The sequence below is a fragment of the Streptomyces sichuanensis genome (assembly GCF_020328095.1).
Taxonomy (GTDB): Bacteria; Actinomycetota; Actinomycetes; order Streptomycetales; family Streptomycetaceae; genus Streptomyces; species Streptomyces cinnamoneus.
Map to the genome: position 1 here is coordinate 1 of NZ_JAIXMK010000053.1, position 15706 is coordinate 15706.

Genomic DNA, 15706 nt, shown 5'->3' on the forward strand with positions numbered 1-15706 from the left:
GCCCCGGGCCCCGCGGTCGGCCACGGCGCCGCGCCCGGCCCCTTCCCCGGCCCGGGCGTCGCCCCGCAGCCGGGCATGACGCCGCCCGGCGCGGCCCCCGCGTACGGGCAGAACCCCGCCTACGGGCAGGCCCCGGCGTACGGGCAGCCGCCGGCGCCGCCGCAGCAGCGGAAGAAGAACACCACGCTCCTCGCCGTCATCGGCGGCGTCGTGGCGCTGGCCGTCATCGGCGGCGGTGCGGTGTTCCTGCTCGCCGGCGGCGACGACAAGGACGACGAGAAGGCCGGCAAGCCCGGCAGCTCCCAGGCACCGGCCGCCCCCGGCCAGGACAAGCCGACCCCCGGGGGCAACGGCCAGCCGACCCCGACCGGCCCGCAGCCGATGGTCGCCGGGTGGCAGACGCAGCTGCGGGAGGAGCACTTCTTCCAGTACGACGTGCCGTCCAAGGACGACAAGTGGAAGGTCTACCCGACCGACACCGCCATCTCCTACACCGAGGGCGGCAAGCCGGTCGTCGTCATGACCGGCGCCTCCAACTTCCGTGAGGGCGGCTGCTCGTCGAAGGCCAACCCCGACTCCATCGGCGAGGCCGGCTCGGGCCAGCTCGCCACCGTCGGCACCACGGGCGGCGGCACGGACGGCGACCTCAAGACGAACGCCCGCAACTGGGCGGGCAACTGGGGCTTCATGGCCTACGGCGGCAAGGACAACAAGCCCGAGATCCAGATCACGGACGAGAAGGAGTGGAAGCACAACGGGATCGACGGCTGGACCGCCACCGCCAAGGTGACGGTCAAGAACCGGCCGAGCCCCTGCGTGCCGCCCACCGCGATCGTCAAGAGCATCGCGCAGAAGATGCCCGACGGCACCTTCCACGGCTGGGTCCTCTACGCCGACCAGGGCGTGCCGGACGCACTGTCCACCGAGCAGATCGACAAGATCATGAACACGGTCCGGCCGGCGAAGAAGTCCGATGGCTGACGGGCCCGGGCCGGCGGGCCACTTCCCCTGGGGCAGGGCGGAGCAGCAGGACTTCCGCAGCCGGGTGCGCGGCTGCCTGCTGGGCGGGGCGATCGGGGACGCGCTGGGCGCCGGCATCGAGTTCGACTCGCTGGAGGCGATCCGCGCCGCTCACGGTCCGGCCGGAGTGACCGACTACGTGCCGGCCTACGGGCGGCGCGGCGCCGTCACCGACGACACCCAGATGACGCTCTTCACGGCGGAGGGGCTGATCCGGGCCCAGGTGCGCCGCTCCACCGGCGTCTGGCAGCCGGCGGCCGACGTCCACCGCGCCCACCTGCGCTGGGCCGCCACCCAGCGCGGCTGGGGCCCGGACGAGCGGGTGCCGGACGCCGGCTGGCTCGCCGGCCAGGAGTGGCTGTACGCCCGGCGGGCGCCCGGCAACGCCTGCCTGGGCGGCCTCGCCGACGACCGGATGGGCACCCTGGACGCGCCCAAGAACCCCGGGTCCAAGGGGTGCGGCGCCGTCATGCGCTCCGCGCCGTTCGGGCTGCTGACGGGCTGGGAGCCGCAGGCCGTCTTCCAGCTGGCGGACGAATGCGCCGCCCAGACGCACGGTCACCCCTCCGGCCACCTCGCGGCGGCGGCCTTCGCGGCCATCGTGCACGGGGTGATGCGCGGCGAGGCGCTGGAGTCGGCCGTCCACCGCACCCTGCCCCTGCTGGCCGCGCGTCCCGGCCACGAGGAGACCACCGAGGCGCTGCGCATGGCCCTCGTCGCCGTGCGGCAGGGCGTGCCGACGCCCGAGCGCGTCCGGTCGCTGGGGGAGGGCTGGGTGGCCGAGGAGGCCCTGGCCATGGGCCTGTACTGCGCGCTTGTCGCGGAGGACGTACGCCACGGCCTGCTGCTCGCCGTCAACCACGGTGGTGACTCCGACTCCACGGGCTCCATCTGCGGCAACCTTCTCGGCGCGGTGCACGGCGAGACCGCGCTGCCGCCGGGCTGGGTGGCCGAACTGGAGGGCCGGGCGACGATCCTCGAACTCGCCGACGACTTCGCCATGGAGCTCACGCACGGCCCGTCGCTGCACGGCCCCGGCGGCCACTCGGCGGCCTGGCTGGAGCGCTACCCGCGCTCGTAGTGCTACGGCGCCCGCAGGCCGGGCCCGGGCCGCCCCCGGGGTGTGCTCCGGGCCCGGCCCGGGCACGACCGAGCCCTCTCGACCGGGACGGCGGGGCCAGGCGAGAGGGCTCTGTGCGGGTGTATCGATACGGCGGCGGTGCTATCGCCGTTGCCGGGCGATCCGCAGTGGGGTCAGTGGTCAGAGAGCGTGGCTGCCGTCGTCGACGATCGCCACGAACGCGGACCAGGAGTCCGGGGTGAAGACGAGGGACGGACCCTGCACGTCCTTGGAGTCACGGACCGCGATGGACTGCCGAACCGGGGAGGCCACCTCCACGCAGTCACCGTTGGCCAGCGAGTAGGAGGACTTCTGCCACGTGGTCTTACCCTGCTGAATCGCCATGATTGCTCCGATGCATGTGAGTTGCTAACGCCGGTTTCCCGAGGTGCGACCGACGTTACGCGCCAACATCACCGGATGAATTGGCCCTTCACTCGACCGGATGGCATATATGCATTACGCCTTCCCTACCGGGTGCCGGGGGTGTACCGTTCCGCCCCCGCACGGCAGCAGCCGCTCCGGTCGCCCTCAGGAGTGCGCCGCCGCCTTCGCCCAGTCCTCGGCGACCTGCAGGATGAACCGCCGCGAGTCCTCCGCGTTGAGCGCCTGCATGCGCAGGTGCTCGTACATCACGCTGTACGCCTGGACGTCATTCGGCTTCTCCAGATAGAGGTCGCTGGTGATTCCCTCCAGATAGACCGTGCTCGCGTCCTGGGGATCGTGGAATTCGAGAATGGAGAACTTTCCGTACATACCCGGGTGTGCGCCCACGGAATAGGGCAGCACCTGCACGGTGATGTGCGGCTGCATGCTGAACTCCACCAGGTGCTCCATCTGTTCGCGCATGATGGAGTTGTTCCCGACGATCCGGCGCAGCGCCGACTCGTCGATGACCGCCCACAGCCGCAGCGGATTCTCCGGATCGGTGATCCGTTCCTGGCGCCGCATGCGCACCTGGACGCGCCGTTCGACGTCCGCCGCCGTGGCCTCCGGCCACGAGCCCTCGGTCACGGCGCTGGCGTAGTTCGGCGTCTGCAGCAGGCCCGGCACGAGCGACGCCTCGTACACGCGCAGGGACGCGGCGTCGGTCTCCAGGCCGATGTAGACGCTGTACGGGATGTCGCCGAAGGCGTGCCACCAGCCCTGCTGGCGCGACTCCTTGGCCATCTGCATCAGCGAATCGACGATGCGGTGGTCCTCGACGCCGTACACGCTGCACAGGTCGCGGACGTCGCGCTGGCTGATGCTGCGGCGGCCGTTCTCCAGCCGGCTGATCTTCGACTGCGAGACCAGTAGCCGCTCGGCCACCTCCTCGGCGGTCATGCCCTTGAGTTCCCGGAGCTTGCGCAGCTCCTGCCCCAATCGGCGCCGCCGTACGGTGGGGTTGACACTGGACGCCACGGGAGGCACCTCCGGCTCCGTCATGCTGCTGTCTACTGCTCCGCAGCCTGCCACCACTCACCAGGGCGGCGCTGGAAAATGCTTATACCAAGTCGGCTTCCCATCCCTGGCACTTGTGCGCGACTGACGTAGTCGATGTACGTACGCCCGCGCGCGGGCGCGACCCGTGGACGTCCGTGCGCGGGCACGCGTGCGCGGGGTGGTGGACCGGCTGCCGTCCGGGACGGGTCGGTCCACCACCCCGCGCGGTGCTGCGGCTCCCGAACCGGTGTGGGGACTGCGGTGCGGTCTGACGGAGCGGAGGGTGGTGCTGAATGCCGGCACACGGCCTGCGCCGGTGCCCGTTCCTGTTGCCGTGCTCGTTGCCGTGCCTGTGCTGTCCTGCTGAGGCGCTCGTGTGCCCGTGGGCTAACGGGCGCCGTCGGCGGTGCGGGTGCCGAACCGTTTCACGAAGCGCCCGCGCGGGCCATCACGCCGCCGTGGTGCGCCGTCGCGGCCTCCGCCGGAGCCCGCACGGCCGCCGCCCTGCGACCGGAACCGCCGTTGCCCTGGGGCCCGCCGGCGGCCGGTGCCCGCCGCGGCTGGGCGGCGACGCCGTTCTGCACGTCCATCACCGCGTGCGCCACGAGCCCGCCCATCGGGTCGTGCCGGATCAGGTCCCGGAGCCGGGACCGTGACGACCGCCCCTCGTTGCCCGGGTACAAGTGCTTGCCCAGCCCGACGGCGTGCGCCAGGGCGGCGAGCGCCGCGGTCCGCGGGTCCGGCGGCACGCCGGTGCGGATCGCACTGTCCAGCCGGGCCCGGATCTCCCGGCTGATGGTGGTGTCGGTCGCCTGGTACCGCGTGGTGGGAAGCACCCCGCACATCTGGCCCGCCACGGCATGCACCATGCCGCACCGCTCCAGGTGCGTGAGATACGTCTGACGCAGCCCCAGCCGGGGCCCGCCGATCCAGTGGACGGCCCGCACCGGGCTGCCGCGGCGGCGCAGCAGTTCGAGCGCGGTGTCCAGGGTCGGATCTCCTGTCGGCCGTGGGTGCACCACGGCGATACGATCCCCGTCTGGGGCTATCCGTCCGGCCAGAGCCAGCTCCACTAGCTGTGCTCCGGCAAGACCGAGGTCGAGCGACTGCGGCTGCGCCGTGGTACCCGTGGCCGGGTCCAGGGCCAGCAGCAGAAGCTCCTCCGGAATTGTTCTGCGGCTCCTGCCCATCCATGCCTCCCCGCGTGGATGAGTGACAGGGTGACCCCTCTCACATTGGTCTGTCGAGAGTGCGTGGTGGCTTCGGGTGGGAACCGGTAGGTATGTCGTCTCGTCTTGCACGTGGGTGAAGGCACACAACGCCCTCTGACCGTATGGTCGCGCCTTGTCGTGAGGGCGACAGCGGACACTGGTAAGACGTTGAGAGAATCGGTCAGCGGGGTGGTTTGTCGCTGTCCCGCCTCGGCGTATGGTGCGGAAAAATTCGAGGAGGCATCGGTGGCGGGCGAGTCCCCCGACAAGTCGAAGCAGCTGAAGTCGTCGGGGGAGACGACCGGCACGACGGGCAGTGAACGCGACCCGAGGCTCGGGGTCGTACGGGAACCGGCAAAGTCCGACGCGGCCGGCGGCCGTGAGGGTGGCGACCGGGCTACGGCTGTCTTCCGCACGGTACGGCCGAAGGCCGACGAGGCGGAGACGGAGGCGGCGGATGACGTGACCGCCGAAGCCGAAGCCGATGCGGATGCGCCTGCGGGTGCGGATGCAAAGGCGGAGCCGGCTGGGGCGAAGGCCGGCGCCAACGGCAACGGCCGCACCGACGGCAAGGGCGATGCCCGGCTGAAGGCCGCCGTGGCGGCCTGGGTGGCCAGCGCCGAAGAGGACGAGCCCGAGGACGCGGACGGCCCCTCCGGGGCCGGCGCGGCCGAGAAGAAGCCCGCCGGCGACGCGGACGCGCCCACCGAGGGCCCCGCCGCCGCGAAGCCGGCCGCTGACCGTCAGGCTGCTACCGATGGTGACGAGGCGTCCGGCAAGGCCGGCACGTCGGCGGCCGCGGACGAGGAGCCTGCCGCCGCCGACCAGCCGACTGCCGTGTTCAAGACGGTGCGGCCCAAGGCCGGCGAAGGTGACGAGGCGTCGGACAAGACGGGCGGAGCGGACAAGAAGCCCGCCGCCGACCGTCCGACGGCCGCGCCGAGCGCCGTGCGCGCCACGGGCGACAGCCCGTCGAAGGCCGATGCCGATGCCGATGCGGATGGTGGTGACGAGCCGCCCGCCGGCGACCAGCCGACTGCCGTGTTCAAGGCGGTCCGGCCCAAGGCTGCCGAGGGTGACGAGGCGTCGGACAAGGCGGGCGGAGCGGACAAGAAGCCCGCCGTCGACCGTCCGACCGCCGTGTTCAAGGCGGTCCGGCCGAAGGCCGGTGAGGGTGACGAAGCGTCCGGCAAGGCCGGGAGCCCGTCGAAGGCCGATGCCGATGCCGAGGCCGATGCGGATGGCGGTGACGAGCCGCCCGCCGGCGACCAGCCGACCGCCGTGTTCAAGGCCGTGCGGCCCAAGGCCGACGCCGCTGCCGAGGCCGATGCCGGCGACCAGCCGACCGAGCTGCTCAAGGCCCCGGACCCGGCCTCCGTTCCGAAGGCCGGTCAGGCACGCAAGAGCCAGTTCGTCCCGCTGAAGGACGACGCCCCGGTCAAGCCGGCCGCCACCAAGCCTTCCGCCGGCAAGCCTGCCGCCGGTCAGCCCGCCGCGTCCGCCAAGCCGGCGACGTCCGCCAAGCCCGCGATCCCCGTCTCCGTGACGCCGCCCAAGGCGCCCGCGGCAACGGACGGAGCCGAGCGCACCAAGCAGACGCCGTTCCCCGCCCGGCCGGGCGCCGGCGCGGCGGCGGACAGTGGGCCGGGCCGGCCCGCCGCGCCGCTCGACCTGCTCGCGCAGCTGACGAACACCCCGCCGCCGCCGGAGACCCCGGTGCGCACGGCGATGCGCCGCGTGAAGATCTGGACGCCGCTCGTCCTGCTGCTCCTGATCATCTTCATGGTCGTCCAGGCGTTCCGCCCGCTGCCCGACCCGACGCTGTCGCTGGGGTCGAAGAAGGAGTACACGTTCGCGGGCGGCAAGCCCGACTTCGCGTGGCCCGAGGAGGGCCAGTCCGCGGCCAAGGTCGTGGGCGCCGGTGACGTGGGCACGTCCGGCCCGCAGAAGCCGGTGCCGACGGCGAGCGTCGCGAAGGTCATGACCGCCTACGTGGTCCTGAAGGACCACCCCCTGAAGAAGGGGGACAAGACCAGCAACAAGATCACGGTCGACGAGGCGGCGGAGAAGGAGTCCAACGCCGAAGGCGAGTCGACGGCGAAGGTCAGGGCGGGTCAGGAGTTCTCCGAGTACGACATGCTCCGCATGCTGCTCATTCCGTCGGGCAACAACATCGCCCGTCTGCTCGCCAGGTGGGACACCAACGGTGCCGAGGACGCGTTCGTCAAGAAAATGAACGACGCCGCCAAGGAACTCGGCATGACCAACACCACCTACACCGACCCCAGCGGTCTGACGGCCACGACGAAGAGCACGGCCGTGGACCAGGTGAAGCTGGCCGAGGTGATGATCAAGAACCCGGTCGTCCGGGAGATCACCCAGCAGCCCAACGCCGACATCCCCGGCGGCCCGCACATCAACAACAACAACGACACGCTGCTGGTGAAGGGCACCGGTGTCCTCGGCATCAAGACGGGCTCCAGCAGCGCGGCCGGCGGTGCGCTGATGTGGGCGGGCCGGCGGGTGCTCGACGGCAAGGAGTACCTGGTCGTCGGCGCCACGATGGACATCCACTTCAAGGGCCTGGACCCCAACGCGGAGAACAGCCTGAAGAAGGTCAAGGACAAGAGCTACCTCCAGATCACGGCCATCCAGAAGGCGATGCAGACGGCCACCGTCGTGAAGAAGGGCGACGTCGTCGGCCGCGTGGACGACGGCCTCGGCGGTCGGACGCCGGTCGTGGCCACGAAGGACGTCGTGGCGGTCGGCTGGCCCGGCTTCGCGACGAAGTTCACACTGTCGGCCGGAGGCCGCAAGATCCCGCACTCGGCGAAGGCCGGTACGGAGATCGGCGAGCTGACGGTGGGCAGCGGCGCGGACGCGGTCAAGGTGCCGGTGGCGCTGAAGACGGCGTTGGCGGAGCCCTCGTTCGGGGCGAAGCTGGGCCGCCTGGGCTGACGTACGGCCCGACGCCTCGCCGACGGCCGGTCCGTCGGCGACGGCTCCCGGCCCGTGCGCAGGAGCACGGGCCGGGGCCGCCGGGATCACGGGAATGCCCGCAATGGTGCGGGCATGCGTGAAGATGGGGGAGAAGAACCTAGGGGGAAGACGGGGAGAGCCGCAGTGACCACCGTGGGGCCGGCGCGGGCCGGACAGCCGGGAGAAGCCGACAGAGACCCGGCGCAGGCCAGAGCGACCACCACGGTGGGCGCCGCGAAACCGGCCTGGCGGCGGCCGTCGTGGGCGGTCGTGCCCGGCCACCGGGGCGGCGGCCGCGGCCGCGCGCTCACCGGGACCGTGCCGGTGACCCTCTTCGTCGCAGCCGTGCTGCACGTGCTGTGGGTGACGCTGTTCGCCAACAGCGGCGGCGACCTGGCCGCCCAGGACGCATGGGCGGAGTTCGCGCTCCAGCACCCGGCGTCGGCCTACAACCTCGCCTGGTACGGCGGGATGCACCCCGTCTCGTACAGCGTGATCTCCCCGTACCTGATGGCCCAGCTGGGCGTGCGCACCACGATGATGATCGCGGGCACGCTGTCGGCCGGGCTGATCGCCCTGCTGCTGGTGCGCAGCCGGGTCGTCCGGCGGCCGCTGTGGCCGGCGCTGTACGGAGCGTTCGCGCTGACCTGCAACGCCATCTCCGGCCGGGTGACCTTCGGGCTCGGCGTGATGTTCGGCCTGGCGGCGGTTGCCACGATCTTCGCGTGGCCGGTGCGGTGGCGCACGCAGCGCAAGTACCGCTGGGGCCGGGCCGCGCTGGCAGCGGTGATGGCGGGCCTGGCGACGGCGTCCAGCCCGGTGGCGGGCCTGTACGTGGGCATCGTGGCGGCCGCGCTCTGGGTGGGCAGGCGCCGTCCGGCGGCGTACGCGCTGGGAGTGACCCCGGTGCTGGTGGTCGGGCTGTCGGCGTGGCTGTTCCCGTTCTCCGGTCAGCAGCCGATGTCGTGGGCGTCGGTGATCCTGCCGCTCCTGGCCGGAATCTTCGGCATGACGTTCACGCCCCACACCTGGCGCACGGTACGGATCGCCTCGGCCCTCTACTCGCTGGGCGTGCTGCTGGTCTGGCTGATCCCCTCGCAGATCGGCACGAACATCTCCCGGCTCGGCATGGTCTTCGGCGGTGTGGTGCTGGTCGCCGTGCTGACGGAGAAGAAGAGGCCGGAGAGGGCCGAGCTGCTGCGCAGGGGCCGCGTCTGGACGGCGGCCGTCCTCGCGCTGCTGACGATCACCATCTGGCAGGCCGCCAACTCCATCAGCGACATCGTGCACACCACTCCGGCCGCCTCCTGGGCCCGCGAGATAGCCCCCCTGGTGGACCGGCTCCAGCAGGCGGACGCCCGGCGCGGCCGCGTCGAGGTCGTACCGGCGCGCAGCCACCGCGAGGCGTCGGCCCTGGCCCCGTACGTGAACCTCGCGCGCGGCTGGAACCGGCAGGCGGACCTCAAGCGCAACCCGCTCTTCTACGAGGAGGGCAAGCTCACCCCGGCCAGCTACCGCGCCTGGCTCAGCCGCTGGGCGGTGCACCACGTGGTGCTGCCGACCGACGAGCCCGACAACGCCGCCGTCGAGGAGGCCAGGCTGGTCGGCCAGGGCCTGCCGTACCTGCGGGAGATCTGGTCGGACGCCAACTGGCGGCTGTACGAGGTGAAGGACCCCACGCCGCTGGCGGAGCCGCCGGCGGTCGTCGAACGCGCGGACGCCGGCGAGCTGACGATCACGGTGCGGAAGGCGGGGCCGGTGCTGATCCGCATCCCGTACTCGCCGTGGCTGGGCCTGATCGACAAGTCGGGCAAGGCCGTGCAGCCGCCGCGGACGGGGCCGGGCGGGCAGCCGCCGGTCAACGTCAACGGCTGCCTGGCGAAGCAGGTGCAGCCGCCGAAGGACGGCGAGCCGGAGGACGACTGGACGCTGCTGCGGGCACCGCACCCGGGGACGTACCGGATCGCGGCGCCGTACAAGCTGCCGCGGGGCACGGGGTGCCCTGACGACCTGGCCTACTAGCCGGGGGCCGGACGGCCGGCACCGACATCGAACGGGTGACCGAGAGTAGCCTCTCGGTCACCCGTTCGCCGTCTTCGGGGAGGGCCGGACGGATGATCTCGGGCCACCCGGTATGACCTGCCCGTTCGGCTCTCCACGAGCCCGTCGGGCGCGGGTCGTTTTCTGGTTTGCCGGGGTGCGCGAGGGCCGGAACGCGGTTTGGCTCGGCTGTGAGGAGTGCGGGATTCCGACCTGCTGCGGCACATCGGCGTGCCGCGTCCGCGCTCACGGAGGAAGCATGCGTACTGCACGAGTGCTCACCGGGGCCGTCCTGGCCATAGCGGCGCTGGGGCTGCCGTACGCCCCCGCGCTCGCCGACAGCTTCGGAAAGCTGGAACTGAGTCCGAGCAGCGTCCGGCCGGGCGCGACGGTCACGGTGAACACCACCGCCTGCGGCGCCGACGGCCACGGCACGGGTGACGCCAGCGCCGTCGGCGGCCCGGCGTCCTTCGAGCTCAAGCCCGGCACGCACAAGGAGGACGTGGTGGGTCAGTTCACGGTGCCCGAGTCGGCCAAGCCCGGTACATACGGCATCGGCGCCAAGTGCGACAACGGCAAGGAGGCCACGGGCGACCTGGTCGTCACCGCGGGCCGCGGCTCCTCCTCGCCCTCCGCCATGCCGAGCACCGCGCGGAGTGCGATGCCGAGCGCCGTGCCGAGCACGCCGGCCTCGCCGCCCATGGGCGGGATGAAGACCGGTGCCGGCGGTACGAGCGATGGCTCGGGAACGGTCGAGATCGTGGCGGGTGCGGCCGTCCTGGCCACGGCTGCGGTCGCCGGTGCCTGGTTCCTGCGCCGCCGCAACCAGTTCTGACCGAGGACCGTTCCGGTGCCGGCCGGTCCGCCCCTCGGTCCCCGGACGCGGGCCCTGCGTCCGGGGGCCGGGGACGGTCCGGGCGTGGTGCGGGCCTTCCTGCGAGGGTCGCTGCCGCGCACGCCGTACCGGCCGCAGCCGGCGCACGTGGTGCGGCAGGCGCGGGAGTCGCGGCGCAAGACCGTGATCGCCGTGCTGCTGGCGGTGGCGCTGCTGGCGGGGAGCTGGCTCATCGAGCACGGAGCGAAGGACCAGGCGCCGCCGCCCCAGCCGTCGGCGGCGGAGGCGTTCGGCTCGCCGGGTGAGCCGCTCCTGGCCACCGCGCGGCGTGCGCGGTCCGTCCCGCCGCTGCCGCCCGCCGCTCCGACGCGGGTGTGGATCCCGGCCGTCCGGGTCGACGCGCCGCTGATGCCGCTCGGTCTGCTCCCGGACCGCAGCCTCGCGAGCCCTCCCGAGGACGACCGGAACCTGGCGGGCTGGTACGCGGGCGGCACCGCACCCGGCGCGGCCGGAACGGCGGTCGTGGCCGGCCACGTGGACACGGAGAGCGGCCCGGCGGTCTTCTACAACCTCGGTGCGCTGAAGAAGGGCGACGAGGTGGAGGTGGCGCGGGAGGACGGCCGCACCGCCGTCTTCACCATCGACGCGATCGAGGTCTACGCGCGGGACCGCTTTCCGTCCGACAGGGTGTACGGGACCGCACAGGGGCGGGCGGAACTGCGGGTGATCACCTGCGGGGGCGGCTTCTCGCAGGAGGACGACGCGTACCTGGGGAACGTCGTGGTGTACGCGCACCTGGCTGCCGTGCGGATGACCCCGCAGTTGGGGGACTAGGGGGCGGTGCGCCGCTCCCCAGCCCCCAGTCCCCCGGGCGACTCGGGCTAGAAGTCCTCCCACGGGGGTTCTTCGTCCGCCCAGGACGGCTCCTCGTCGGGCCACGGGACCTCGTCCGGGCTCTGACGGGGCGCCGGCACCGGGGCACTCGCGGGCACCGGGGCCGCCGGGGCCGGCGGTGGGGTCCCGTCCTGGGCGGGGGGCAGGGCAGCCAGGGCGGCGAGGATCTGCTCGCCGTACTTGGCCAGCTTGTTCTCGCCGACGCCGCTGATGCCCGACAGCCCGGACAGCGACGACGGCCGTGCCGTCGCGATCTCGCGCAGGGTGGCGTCGTGGAAGATGACGTAGGCCGGGACGCCCTGCTCCTTGGCGGTGGCGGCACGCCAGGCGCGGAGCTCCTCGAAGACCGGCACGGCCGACGGCGGCAGGTCGGCGGGCGCCGCACGGCGGGAGGAGCCCGCGGCGGACGTCTTCCGTGCCGCGCGGGCCGGCTTCTCCGGCTCGCGGCGCAGCAGGACCTGGCGGCGGGAGCCCAGGACCTCACCACTGGCGTCGGTGAGGACGAGCGTGCCGTACTCGCCCTCCACCGCCAGCAGGCCCTGCGCCAGCAGCTGCCGCACCACGCCCCGCCACTCCGCGACGCTCAGCTCCGTGCCGATGCCGAAGACGGTCAGGCCGTCGTGGTCGTGCTGGATGACCTTCGCGGTCTTCTTGCCCAGCAGGATGTCGATGATCTGGCCCGCGCCGAACTTCTGCCGCCGCTCCCGGGCCAGCCGCAGGACCGTCGAGAGGAACTTCTGCGCGGCCACCGTGCCGTCCCACGTGACCGGCGGCGTCAGGCACGTGTCGCAGTTGCCGCAGGGCCCCGCGCCGCGCTGGCCGAAGTAGTCCAGCAGCTGCACCCGGCGGCACTCGACCGTCTCGCACAGCGCCAGCATCGCGTCGAGGTGCGTGGCCAGCCGGCGGCGGTGCGCGTCGTCGCCCTCCGAGCCGTCGATCATCTTGCGCTGCTGGACGACGTCCTGCAGGCCGTACGCCAGCCATGCCGTCGACGGCAGCCCGTCACGTCCGGCGCGGCCGGTCTCCTGGTAGTAGCCCTCGACCGACTTGGGCAGGTCCAGGTGGGCCACGAAGCGCACGTCGGGCTTGTCGATGCCCATGCCGAAGGCGATCGTGGCGACCATCACGATGCCGTCCTCGCGCAGGAACCGCGCCTGGTTGGCGGCGCGTGTCCGTGCGTCCAGGCCCGCGTGGTACGGCAGCGCCTCGACGCCGTGCTGGGCCAGGAACGCGGCGGTGTCCTCCACGCCCCGGCGCGACAGGCAGTACACGACGCCCGCGTCGCCCGCGTGCTCGGTGCGCACGAGCTCCAGCAGCTGCTTCTTCGGGTCGTTCTTCGGCGCGATGCGGTACTGGATGTTCGGCCGGTCGAAGCTGGCGACGAAGTGCCGCGCCTCGTTCAGGTTCAGCCGGGCCGCGATCTCGGTGCGCGTCGCGTCCGTGGCCGTCGCGGTCAGCGCGATGCGCGGCACCTGCGGCCAGCGCTCGTGCAGCGCGGACAGGGCGAGGTAGTCGGGCCGGAAGTCGTGGCCCCACTGGGCCACACAGTGCGCCTCGTCGATGGCGAAGAGGGAGATCGTGCCGCGTTCCAGCAGCCGCAGCGTGGCGTCCACGCGCAGCCGCTCCGGTGCGAGGTAGAGGAGGTCCAACTCCCCGGCCAGGAACTCGGCTTCGACCATCCGCCGCTCGTCCAGGTCCTGCGTGGAGTTCAGGAAGCCGGCCCGCACACCGAGCGCGCGCAGCGCGTCGACCTGGTCCTGCATGAGCGCGATCAGCGGGGAGATCACGACGCCGACGCCGGGTCTGACGAGCGCGGGGATCTGGTAGCACAGCGACTTGCCGCCACCGGTCGGCATCAGGACGAGCGCGTCACCGCCGCCGACGACATGATCGATGATCTTTTCCTGGTCGCCGCGGAACGCGTCGTACCCGAAGACGCGCCGCAGGCAGCTCAGGGCGTCGCCGGCTGTGCTGATCTCCGCTGTGCTCTGTGTGGGGTCGTCGGCCATTGCAGAAGTCTACGAGCCGCCACCGACAAACCCGGGTGGATCAAGCAACAACCGCCGGAACCGGCGGCCCGCTCAGGCGACCTCGATGCCGTACTCCCGCACGAGCGCCTCCAGCCCGCCCGCGTACCCCTTGCCGCCGATCACGAAGTCCCAGTCGCCGCTCGACCGCTTGCGGAAGGAGCCGAGCACCAGCGCGGTCTCGCCGGGCCGCCCGTCGGACACCTCCAGCTGCCCCACCTCGCCGCCGGCGGCGTCCGTCAGCCGGATGCGGGCGTCGGTGAACAGGGAGAGATCGGCGTCCGGGTCGACCGCCGGGTCTATGGCCGCGACCAGTACCAGCCGGTCGGCGCCGGCCGGCAGCGCCTCGAAGGCGACCCGCAGCGCGGCCCGGTCGGTGAGCGTGGGCTCTGCCGTGCGCACCGAGCCGTCGGGGGTGCGCGGGTTGTTGTAGAAGACGAAGTGATCGTCGCTGAGGACCCGCGAGCCGTTGCAGACGAGCGCGCAGACGTCGAGGGCGACGCCACCCGACCAGGACATGCCCAGCAGGTTGTGGTCGGCGGCCGGGGCTGCGGCTCCGGAACGGCTGCGGCGCGCCGCGCCGCCGCCCAGCCGTCCGCGCAGCCCGTGCTGCGCCAGCAGCTCGACCAGCTCCTCGCCGGAGACCAGGGTCAGCGGCTTGCCGTTGGCGAAGGCGTACGAGCCGGGTCCGAAGCCGGAAGTCGTCACCAGCACGCCCTTGTTGGCCCCCGCGCCCTGCACCGTGCCGTACAGGTCGCGGACGGCGGTCGGCGGCACGGTCTTGCGGTACCGCTTGACCTGCACGATGATCCGGCCGCCGCTGATCGGGTCCGGGTCGAGGGCCTCGACGTCCACGCCGCCGTCGTTGGAGCGCTGGGTCATCACGGCCTGCATGCCGCGGGCGCGGAAGAGCTCGGCGACCAGCGCCTCGAAGGCGACGGGGTCCATCTCGAAGAGGTCGGGGTCGTCCTCCCCGCCGTGCGAGACGACGCCCCGGCCGACGTCGCCGGGCCGGCGCCCCGGCCGTACGGCGGCCAGCTGGTCCGGCCGGGCGGACAGCTGCCCGCCGAGCGCGCCGGTGAGGCACTCGACGGCGCTCACCTGCTCCAGGTGCAGCCGGGCGAAGGCGGCGCGGGGGGCGGTGACGGCGGCGAGGAAGATCTCCGCGGGCCGCCCGGTGGCGGGGTCGTGCTCGTCGGCGAAGCCGTTGAGCGTCACGGACTCCAGGGCCCCGAAGACGTCCGCCGCGAACAGCTCGTGCAGGGCCAGCAGGACGCACTGGGCCAGGACGTCGCGGTAGACGCCGCGGCGCTGGGTGACCGGCCGGGCGACCTCCTTCTGCTCGTCGGCGTTGACCATGTAGCGCACCGACTTCGTCTCCGGGACGACCTCGAAGCCTGGCAGCTCCCAGTCCAGCACCAGCTGCCGGGCGGCCGGGTCGTAGGCGGCCGCTATGCGGTGCGGGAAGTCGTCGGGCCAGGCGCCGGAGGCGTAGAGCGCGGCGGAGAAGTACTCCACGACCGCGTCCGGGTCGCCCGCGCGCAGCGCGGAGAGCATCTCCGAGATGCCGGCGTTGTGCCGGCGTATCTCGGTGAGTGTCGCCGCGGCCCACTGGTCGTACTGGCGGCGGTAGGCGTCGAGTTGGGCGATGCGCTCGCTCTCGGCCGCCTGCGCGGCGTACCAGTCGCGCTCGAACTGCGGCCTGTTCGCGTGGCCGTAGCGGCCCGGATCGGGCAGGGGAACGGGCTGTCCGAGGTGCCCGGGGTCGAACGGCTGCAGCTGCTCGGACCGGGCGAGCGCCGCGGTGGTGAACGCCGGTGCCCGGCATCCTGCGGCCAGCAGCCCCTCCAGGGCCGCCACCCGCGCCTCCAACTCCTCGGTCCGCCGCCGGGCCTCCGCCTCGCGGGCCGCCCGGTACGCCTGGCGCTGTTCACGGTCCTGGCGGGCCATCTCCCGCTCGTGCGCGCGCTGCTGCCGCTCCTGCTCGCGCGCCGCCTGCGCCGCCGCCCGCTGCCGGGCCTCGTGCTGCCGCTGTTGCTGCCGCTGGGCTTCGGCCCATATCCCGATCAGTCCACCGGAGTGACGGCTCATGGATACGTTCCTCCCCCAACGACTGCGGTGCCCTGCCGACTTTAGTCGCCCACGCCGACAAAAC

11 protein-coding genes are annotated in these 15706 nt (G+C 72.7%); 6 read left to right on the forward strand and 5 right to left on the reverse strand.

What is annotated here, in order from left to right:
• On the forward strand, positions 1 to 981 hold a 981-nt coding region (locus LE181_RS16995), incomplete at its 5' end, for a DUF8017 domain-containing protein (RefSeq protein WP_308103143.1).
• Positions 974 to 2101 carry an ADP-ribosylglycohydrolase family protein gene (locus LE181_RS17000; RefSeq protein ID WP_225662137.1) on the forward strand — a complete coding sequence of 376 codons (1128 nt, stop codon included), beginning with the start codon at positions 974 to 976 and terminating at the stop codon, positions 2099 to 2101. The genes LE181_RS16995 and LE181_RS17000, both read left to right, overlap by 8 nt.
• A 180-nt stretch (positions 2102 to 2281) precedes the next feature.
• On the opposite strand, the gene LE181_RS17005 is transcribed toward LE181_RS17000, so the two are convergent.
• The 3 genes from LE181_RS17005 to LE181_RS17015 all read right to left on the reverse strand — a co-directional run bounded on the left by LE181_RS17005 (position 2282) and on the right by LE181_RS17015 (position 4755).
• Positions 2282 to 2485 (reverse strand): DUF397 domain-containing protein, encoded by a 204-nt coding sequence (locus LE181_RS17005; protein WP_225662138.1) that lies wholly within the window; start codon positions 2483 to 2485, stop codon positions 2282 to 2284.
• Between the two features lie 186 nt (positions 2486 to 2671).
• Positions 2672 to 3544: a helix-turn-helix domain-containing protein gene (locus LE181_RS17010; RefSeq protein WP_190111923.1), complete on the reverse strand. Its 873-nt coding sequence runs from the start codon at positions 3542 to 3544 to the stop codon at positions 2672 to 2674.
• 446 nt (positions 3545 to 3990) lie between these two features.
• Positions 3991 to 4755, reverse strand: a complete 765-nt coding sequence (locus LE181_RS17015; RefSeq protein ID WP_225662139.1) for a GOLPH3/VPS74 family protein — start codon at positions 4753 to 4755, stop codon at positions 3991 to 3993.
• Between the two features lie 267 nt (positions 4756 to 5022).
• On the opposite strand from LE181_RS17015, the gene LE181_RS17020 reads away from it, so the two are divergent.
• From LE181_RS17020 to LE181_RS17035, 4 genes are all read left to right on the forward strand, one after another.
• Positions 5023 to 7734 carry a D-alanyl-D-alanine carboxypeptidase family protein gene (locus LE181_RS17020; RefSeq protein WP_225662140.1) on the forward strand — a complete coding sequence of 904 codons (2712 nt, stop codon included), beginning with the start codon at positions 5023 to 5025 and terminating at the stop codon, positions 7732 to 7734.
• A 165-nt stretch (positions 7735 to 7899) separates the two neighbouring features.
• Complete coding sequence (locus tag LE181_RS17025; RefSeq protein ID WP_372458390.1) at positions 7900 to 9777, forward strand: DUF8823 domain-containing protein; 1878 nt, start codon at positions 7900 to 7902, stop codon at positions 9775 to 9777.
• A gap of 277 nt (positions 9778 to 10054) precedes the next feature.
• Positions 10055 to 10630, forward strand: a complete 576-nt coding sequence (locus LE181_RS17030) for a GVDTG sorting domain-containing protein (RefSeq protein WP_225662141.1) — start codon at positions 10055 to 10057, stop codon at positions 10628 to 10630.
• Positions 10631 to 10813: 183 nt separating this feature from the next.
• Complete coding sequence (locus LE181_RS17035; protein ID WP_225662201.1) at positions 10814 to 11464, forward strand: class F sortase; 651 nt, start codon at positions 10814 to 10816, stop codon at positions 11462 to 11464.
• Between the two features lie 47 nt (positions 11465 to 11511).
• On the opposite strand, the gene recQ is transcribed toward LE181_RS17035, so the two are convergent.
• A complete protein-coding gene (recQ, locus tag LE181_RS17040; RefSeq protein WP_225662142.1) occupies positions 11512 to 13533 on the reverse strand; it encodes a DNA helicase RecQ in 2022 nt (673 codons plus the stop codon).
• Positions 13534 to 13605: 72 nt separating this feature from the next.
• Positions 13606 to 15642: a restriction endonuclease gene (locus LE181_RS17045; protein ID WP_225662143.1), complete on the reverse strand. Its 2037-nt coding sequence runs from the start codon at positions 15640 to 15642 to the stop codon at positions 13606 to 13608.
• Positions 15643 to 15706: the final 64 nt, after the last annotated feature.